The organism is Rhodopseudomonas parapalustris, from assembly GCF_053772255.1.
The window spans coordinates 43,939-50,295 of sequence record NZ_JAMKBZ010000035.1 but is presented as its reverse complement, the minus strand read 5'-3'; the positions used below and the strand labels follow the sequence as shown (position 1 = coordinate 50,295).

The window sequence follows — 6,357 nt, the reverse complement described above, 5'->3', positions numbered from 1 at the left end:
CAAAACGCAAGAAAACCACGGTCACCCCGCGGCTTTCCTGCAAAATCGAATACTTGCCAACAATCGATCAGCCAACAAAATCAACCGCTTCCAAATTGTTCACGGACGACTACGATTCAGGGCATCGGAATCAGCCGCGATGTCGACTGTCAGGGTAAGAATGTCGGCGTGTACGGCGCGGAGAACGAGATCGCACTGACCGGCCAATGCGGCACCATCACGGTGCATGGCAGCAAACACAAGGTCAGCTTCGAGCAAGGACAGACGTTGTCGGTGTCGGGCTCGGACAACGTCGTCGACGGCGGCCGTGCCAAAAACGTCGCGGTGAGCGTGGCGAAGAACACCGTGACGACGACGCTGGAAGCCGGCGAGGAGCCGGGCAAGCTGGAAGCCACCGGCGCCAATAACCGGATCACGCTGGTGCTGGCCGGTCCGGCGCGGCTGGACGTCGGTGGCGTCGAGCAGATCGTCGAGTGGTCGACGGCGGACGGCGCACCGAATCCCGAAGTCCGCTCGTCCGGCGCGCTGAATTCGATCAAGCGGAAGAAGTAAGCGGGGCGCCTGCCGGCTGCATCCCCGCCTTCGCGAGGATGGCGGATGCTGCGACGCGTGTCGCCCTCACCCCACCCCTCTCCCGCAAGCGGGAGAGGGAGCGCGCCGCGCTGGTGGAGACGCATAGAACTCAACGTTATCATCAATCATCTGATGAGCTAGTCTAACGAGTCCACGCGAGACCTCGCCCCGGCCGCTGCCGGACTCCCTCTCCCGCTTGCGGGAGAGGGAGGGGTGAGGGCGCCCCAGGCACGGCAGTAGCGTTCGCCGCAACTCATCCCGCTGGACTAAGCGCAAAGCGCCTTTCGCCCAGACTGCCTACTGATAGGAGACGACGGGCGAGAGCCCGGCTATCCGCTACGCCTGGTCGGCGTCCGCCTTGAGCGCGCTCGGCTTCGGCATCAGCACGATGTTGTAGCCGGAATCGACGTAGTGGGTTTCGCCGGTGACGCCGCCGGACAGATCCGACAGCAGATACAGCGCCGAACCGCCGAGTTCTTCGAGCGTCACGCCGCGGCCGAGCGGCGAGTGCTTTTCCATGAAGCCGAACATCGCTCTGGAATCGCCGATGCCGGCGCCCGCCAGAGTGCGCACCGGACCGGCCGAGACCGCGTTGACACGGATGCCCTTGGGACCGAGATCGCAGGCGAGGTAGCGCACGCTGGCTTCCAACGCAGCCTTGGCGAGGCCCATCACATTGTAGTTCGGCATCGCCCGCTCGGACGCGCCGAAGGTCAGCGTGATCATCGCGCCGCCATCCGGCATCAGCGCCGCGGCGCGCTTGGCGACCTCGGTGAAGGAGAAGCAGGAGATCACCATGGTGCGCGAGAAGTTGGCACGGCTGGTGTCGATGTACTCGCCGCGCAGCTCGTTCTTGTCCGAGAAGCCGATCGCGTGGATCACGAAGTCGAGCTTGCCCCACTTCTCCTTCAGCGTGTCGAACACCGCATCGACGCTGGCGATGTCCTCGACGTCGCATGGCAGCACCAGGTCGGAATTCAGCGATTGCGCCAAGGGCTTGACCCGGCGGGCCAGCGCCTCGCCCTGATAGGTGAAGGCGAGCTCGGCGCCGTGCTCCGCCAGCGTCTTCGCCATGCCCCAGGCGATCGAATGGTCGTTGGCGACGCCCATGATCAGCCCGCGCTTGCCCTGCATCAGTCCTTGCATTGTCGTCGCTTCCTCGCTGCTCGGACCTCATCCTGAGGAGCACGCATCGCGCGCGTCTCGAACGATGAAGTGGTCAACAACTCATGGTTCGAGACGGCGCCAAGAGGCGCCTCCTCACCATGAGGATCGTAGCATGTGGATGTGTCGTCTCGCCGGGGCCGGCGAGAGCCTCGACATCACGCGTCCAGCCGCTTGAACACCAGCGTGGCGTTGGTGCCGCCGAACCCGAAGGAGTTCGACAGCACGGCGCCGAGCTGGGCATTGTCGATGCGCTTGCGCACGATCGGCATGTCGGCGAAGGCCGGGTCGATCTCGGTGATGTGCGCGCTCTCGCAGATGAAGCCGTTCTGCATCATCAGCAGCGAGTAGATCGCCTCCTGCACGCCGGTGGCGCCGAGCGAGTGGCCGGTCAGCGCCTTGGTGGCCGAGATCGGCGGGCACTTGTCCTCGTTGCCGAACACGTTGCGGATCGCGGCGATTTCCGGCGGGTCGCCGGCCGGCGTCGAAGTCGCGTGCGGATTGATGTAGTCGATCTTGATGCCGTTCGTGGTCGCCAGCGCCATCTGCATGCAGCGCTCGGCGCCCTCGCCCGACGGCGCCACCATGTCGTAACCGTCGCTGGTCGCGCCGTAGCCGATGATTTCGCCATAGATCTTGGCGCCGCGCGCCTTGGCGTGTTCGAGCTCTTCCAGCACCAGCACCCCGGCGCCGCCGGCGATCACGAAGCCGTCGCGGGAGACGTCGTAGGGCCGCGACGCGGTGGCGGGCGTGTCGTTGTACTTCGACGACATCGCCCCCATCGCGTCGAACAGCACCGACAGCGACCAGTCGAGCTCCTCGCAGCCACCGGCGAACACCACGTCCTGCTTACCCCACTGGATCAGCTCGTAGGCGTTGCCGATGCAATGGTTGGAGGTCGCGCAGGCCGACGAGATCGAGTAGTTGACGCCCTTGATCTTGAACCAAGTGGCGAGCGTCGCCGAGGCGGTCGAACTCATCGCCTTCGGCACCGCGAACGGGCCGACCCGCTTCGGGCCCTTGGTCCGAGTGATGTCGGCGGCTTCGACGATGGTGCGGGCGGAGGGGCCGCCCGAGCCCATCACGATGCCGGTGCGCGGATTGGAGACCTCGGTCTCCTCCAAGCCCGAATCGGCGATCGCCTGTTCCATCGCGACGTGGTTCCACGCCGCGCCTTCGCCGAGGAAGCGCATCGCCCGACGATCGACGACGTCGGCCGGGTTCAGCGTCGGCGCACCCTGCACTTGCGAGCGGAATCCCAGCTCGGCATGCTTTTCGGCGCGGGAAATGCCCGACTTCGCGTCGTGCAGGCTCGCCAGGACTTCCTGGGTGTTGTTTCCAATCGACGAGACGATACCCATCCCGGTGACAACAACACGTCTCATATGATCGCCTCGTTCATTCCATGGTCGTCAACGGACGGCAACGCGCCCGATCGCGGTCGGTCAGACCGCTAACCGCCAACCGGCTGTGCCGTCTGCTTGAACAGACCGACTTTCAGGTCCTTTGCGCGGTAGATGATCTCGTCGTCGGCCGAAAGCCAGCCGTCCGCGATGCCGAGCCACAGCTTCGAGCGCATCACCCGCTTGATGTCGACATTGTAGACGACTTTGCTGATGTTCGGCAGCACCTGCCCGGTGAACTTTAGTTCCCCGAGGCCGAGGGCGCGGCCGGGGCCCTCGCCACCAACCCACCCCAGGAAGAAGCCGACCATCTGCCACATCGCGTCCAGTCCCAGGCAGCCCGGCATCACCGGGTCATTCTTGAAATGGCAGGCGAAGAACCAGAGGTCCGGATTGACGTCTAGCTCGGCGCGCACATGGCCCTTGCCGAACTCACCGCCATCCTCGGTGATGGTGGTGATGCGGTCGAACATCAGCATCGGCGGCAGCGGAAGCTGCGCATTGCCGGGACCGAACAGCTCGCCCCGGCCGCAGGCCAGCAGGTCTTCATATTCGTAGCTGGAGCGACGGTCCCGCATGCGACGATGCCTTCTTCAAATTCGATCGAGAGGATTTGGCTGCCCACGCGGCGAAATCCGGGAATGGGCGCTGGACGCGCCCGGTGAGCGCGCGGGTCTGTAACATAGGCACACTGCCCCGCCTAGCGGCACCTCCGTAACCTTACTTAAGCAAAATGACCGAATTCCGCTAGTTGCGAAGCGCTTGCACCAACAAGGAATGCTTCCTATAATCACGTTGTACAGTGCAGGTTGTAGTGCGGCAGGGGTATGCAATCGTGGATATCGGCGAACACGTAGCATTTTTGCGAGAGGAACCCGCTCAGGACGCGCATTCGCACGCTGAGCCGCGCCTCAATGGCTGCCCCTGGCATGACGTCAACGAAATGCTGCAGTCGGTCGGCCGGCGGCCGACCCGCCAGCGTATGGCGCTCGGCTGGCTGCTGTTCGGCAAGGGCGACCGCCACCTCACCGCGGAAATGCTGTACGAAGAGGCCAGCCAGGCCAAGGTGCCGGTGTCTCTGGCGACCGTCTACAACACCCTGAATCAGCTCACGGAAGTTGGGCTGCTGCGACAGGTCAGCGTCGACGGGACCAAGACCTATTTCGACACCAACGTGTCGGCGCACCAGCATTTTTATCTCGAGAACAACCACGAGCTGATCGACATCCCCAACGCCGAAGTCGAGCTGAAGGCGACGCCGGACGTTCCGGACGGATACGAGATTGCACGGGTCGACGTGGTGGTGCGGCTGCGCAAGAGGGGCTGAGGCGCCCGTCTGGACAAATTCTAGGTGATGATTCGTCGGCGGACTGCGGCGTCGGGTCGTAGGCCGCCGTTGTTTTTGGCGGAGCGCAACTCGGTCGTTCCTTCAGCCTGACCGGGTGATCAGTTCACCTGCTCGTCGGCGTAGACGCCCCACAATTGCGGCTTCTCGATCCAGCCGTCGAAGCCGCTGCCGGTGATCCGGCACCACTTCATGTCGCACCGCTTGACCTGCGCCACCACACCGGCCTGCAAGCGCGCGACCACAGCGCTGCTCGCATTGGCGCTCTCATACAAGGTCGCCAGATCGTCCTTGTCCTTCATGATCACGACAGCGGTGCGGCGTCCCGACAGCAGCGAGTGATAGACCCACCCTTCGGCGCCTTCGGAGTCGCGGACGCGACGCCAGTTCTCGAATTCGGCGGTGACTTCGACCGGAAGCCCGGCGCGGGTGTAGACCCAGGCAACGTCGTTGTCCTTGGTCGGGCCGACCCGGACGTTGACGTGATCCGACTTAAGGCTGACGTATCGCGGCACCGGCAGTCCGCTCGCGGACAATGGCGACTCCTTGCCGGCATGCGCGAAGGTCGCCGCGCCAATCATTGCGCCTGCGAACGCCGTAGCAGCGAACAGGTATTTCATCGTCATCGACACGCCTCTTCGTCGTAGGATTCGCGGCGCGGCCGTCTCCGGCAAAACCAGGGGTCCTTGTCTTGGCGCGGTCTTCTGCTAGAGAAGGCCGGAAGGCATCCGGTAACCCAAGGAACGGGAAGGGACCTCACGGTCGGGACCGGCCCCTGTGGTCGCGCTGCTGCGGGAGTGTCGAACAGCTGAGTTAACGGGGACTAAACGATCTCGTTAAGCTCGTCAGAGAGCGTTGGAATGTCTGTTAAGAAAAAGCCTCTGGTCGTCGTCACCCGCAAGCTGCCGGACTCGATCGAGACCCGGATGCGAGAGCTGTTCGACGCCCGGCTGAATCTCGACGATGTTCCGATGACCGCCGAGCAGCTCGCCGAAGCGGCACGCACCGCCGACGTGCTGGTACCGACGGTGACCGACGAAATCACCGCCGAGATGCTGAATCAGCCCGAGTGTTCGCTGCGGCTGATCGCGAATTTCGGCAACGGCATCGACAATATCGACGTCGCCGCGGCGCATGCCCGTGGCCTCACCGTCACCAATACGCCGAAGGTCCTGACCGAAGATACCGCCGACATGACGATGGCGCTGATCCTCGCGGTGCCGCGTAGGATGATCGAAGGCGCCGCGCTTTTGACCGACGGCGGCGAGTGGCCCGGCTGGTCGCCGACCTGGATGCTGGGCCGCAGGCTCGGCGGCAAGCGGCTCGGCATCATCGGCATGGGCCGGATCGGCCAAGCCGTGGCGCGGCGCGCCCGCGCGTTCGGGCTGCAGATTCACTATCACAACCGCAAGCCGGTGGCCCCCAAGATCGCCGATGAGCTCGGGGCGACCTATTGGGATTCGCTCGACCAGATGCTGGCGCGGATGGACATCATTTCGGTGAACTGTCCGCACACTCCGGCGACCTTCCACCTGTTGTCGGCGCGGCGGCTGAAGCTGGTCCGGAAGGACGCCTTCATCGTCAACACCGCGCGCGGCGAAGTGATCGACGAAGAAACCCTCACCAAGCTGATCGAAGCCGGCGACATCGCCGGCGCCGGTCTCGACGTCTACGAGCACGAACCGGCGGTCAATCCGAAGCTGGTGCGGCTCGCCAAGCAGGGCAAGGTGGTGCTTCTGCCGCATATGGGCTCGGCCACTATCGAAGGCCGCGTCGAAATGGGCGAGAAGGTGATCATCAACATCCGCACCTTCCTGGACAACCACAAGCCGCCGGATCGCGTCCTGCCCGGGATGCTCTGACCCGGGTTCA

General features: G+C 64.2%; 7 protein-coding genes. 3 read left to right on the top strand and 4 right to left on the bottom strand.

Annotation, left to right across the window (positions count from 1 at the left end):
- Positions 1 to 168 precede the first annotated feature (168 nt).
- Entirely contained in the window at positions 169 to 552 is a 384-nt protein-coding gene (locus M9H71_RS22305; RefSeq protein ID WP_455407070.1) for a DUF3060 domain-containing protein, read from the top strand.
- Between the two features lie 357 nt (positions 553 to 909).
- Here the strand turns inward: M9H71_RS22305 and fabI are convergent, their stop codons facing one another.
- The 3 genes from fabI to fabA all read right to left on the bottom strand — a co-directional run bounded on the left by fabI (position 910) and on the right by fabA (position 3,718).
- Complete coding sequence (gene fabI / locus M9H71_RS22300; RefSeq protein WP_455407069.1) at positions 910 to 1,719, bottom strand: enoyl-ACP reductase FabI; 810 nt, start codon at positions 1,717 to 1,719, stop codon at positions 910 to 912.
- Between the two features lie 176 nt (positions 1,720 to 1,895).
- The gene (gene fabB / locus M9H71_RS22295; protein ID WP_455407068.1) at positions 1,896 to 3,122 is read right to left on the bottom strand and encodes a beta-ketoacyl-ACP synthase I; all 1,227 of its coding nucleotides are present in this window, start codon (positions 3,120 to 3,122) and stop codon (positions 1,896 to 1,898) included.
- 68 nt (positions 3,123 to 3,190) lie between these two features.
- Positions 3,191 to 3,718, bottom strand: a complete 528-nt coding sequence (gene fabA, locus M9H71_RS22290) for a bifunctional 3-hydroxydecanoyl-ACP dehydratase/trans-2-decenoyl-ACP isomerase (protein WP_455407067.1) — start codon at positions 3,716 to 3,718, stop codon at positions 3,191 to 3,193.
- Between the two features lie 284 nt (positions 3,719 to 4,002).
- On the opposite strand from fabA, the gene irrA reads away from it, so the two are divergent.
- Positions 4,003 to 4,467 carry an iron response transcriptional regulator IrrA gene (irrA, locus tag M9H71_RS22285; protein ID WP_455407066.1) on the top strand — a complete coding sequence of 155 codons (465 nt, stop codon included), beginning with the start codon at positions 4,003 to 4,005 and terminating at the stop codon, positions 4,465 to 4,467.
- A gap of 119 nt (positions 4,468 to 4,586) precedes the next feature.
- On the opposite strand, the gene M9H71_RS22280 is transcribed toward irrA, so the two are convergent.
- Positions 4,587 to 5,111 (bottom strand): SH3 domain-containing protein, encoded by a 525-nt coding sequence (locus M9H71_RS22280; protein WP_455407065.1) that lies wholly within the window; start codon positions 5,109 to 5,111, stop codon positions 4,587 to 4,589.
- Positions 5,112 to 5,345: 234 nt separating this feature from the next.
- On the opposite strand from M9H71_RS22280, the gene M9H71_RS22275 reads away from it, so the two are divergent.
- The gene (locus M9H71_RS22275) at positions 5,346 to 6,347 is read left to right on the top strand and encodes a 2-hydroxyacid dehydrogenase (protein WP_455407064.1); all 1,002 of its coding nucleotides are present in this window, start codon (positions 5,346 to 5,348) and stop codon (positions 6,345 to 6,347) included.
- Positions 6,348 to 6,357: the final 10 nt, after the last annotated feature.

Bases quoted from the DNA above. Each gene is read 5' to 3' on its own strand.
- fabI (WP_455407069.1), bottom strand. From the start codon at position 1,719: ATGCAAGGACTGATGCAGGGCAAGCGCGGGCTGATCATGGGCGTCGCC.
- fabB (WP_455407068.1), bottom strand. From the start codon at position 3,122: ATGAGACGTGTTGTTGTCACCGGGATGGGTATCGTCTCGTCGATTGGA.
- fabA (WP_455407067.1), bottom strand. From the start codon at position 3,718: ATGCGGGACCGTCGCTCCAGCTACGAATATGAAGACCTGCTGGCCTGC.
- M9H71_RS22280 (WP_455407065.1), bottom strand. From the start codon at position 5,111: ATGACGATGAAATACCTGTTCGCTGCTACGGCGTTCGCAGGCGCAATG.
- M9H71_RS22275 (WP_455407064.1), top strand. From the start codon at position 5,346: ATGTCTGTTAAGAAAAAGCCTCTGGTCGTCGTCACCCGCAAGCTGCCG.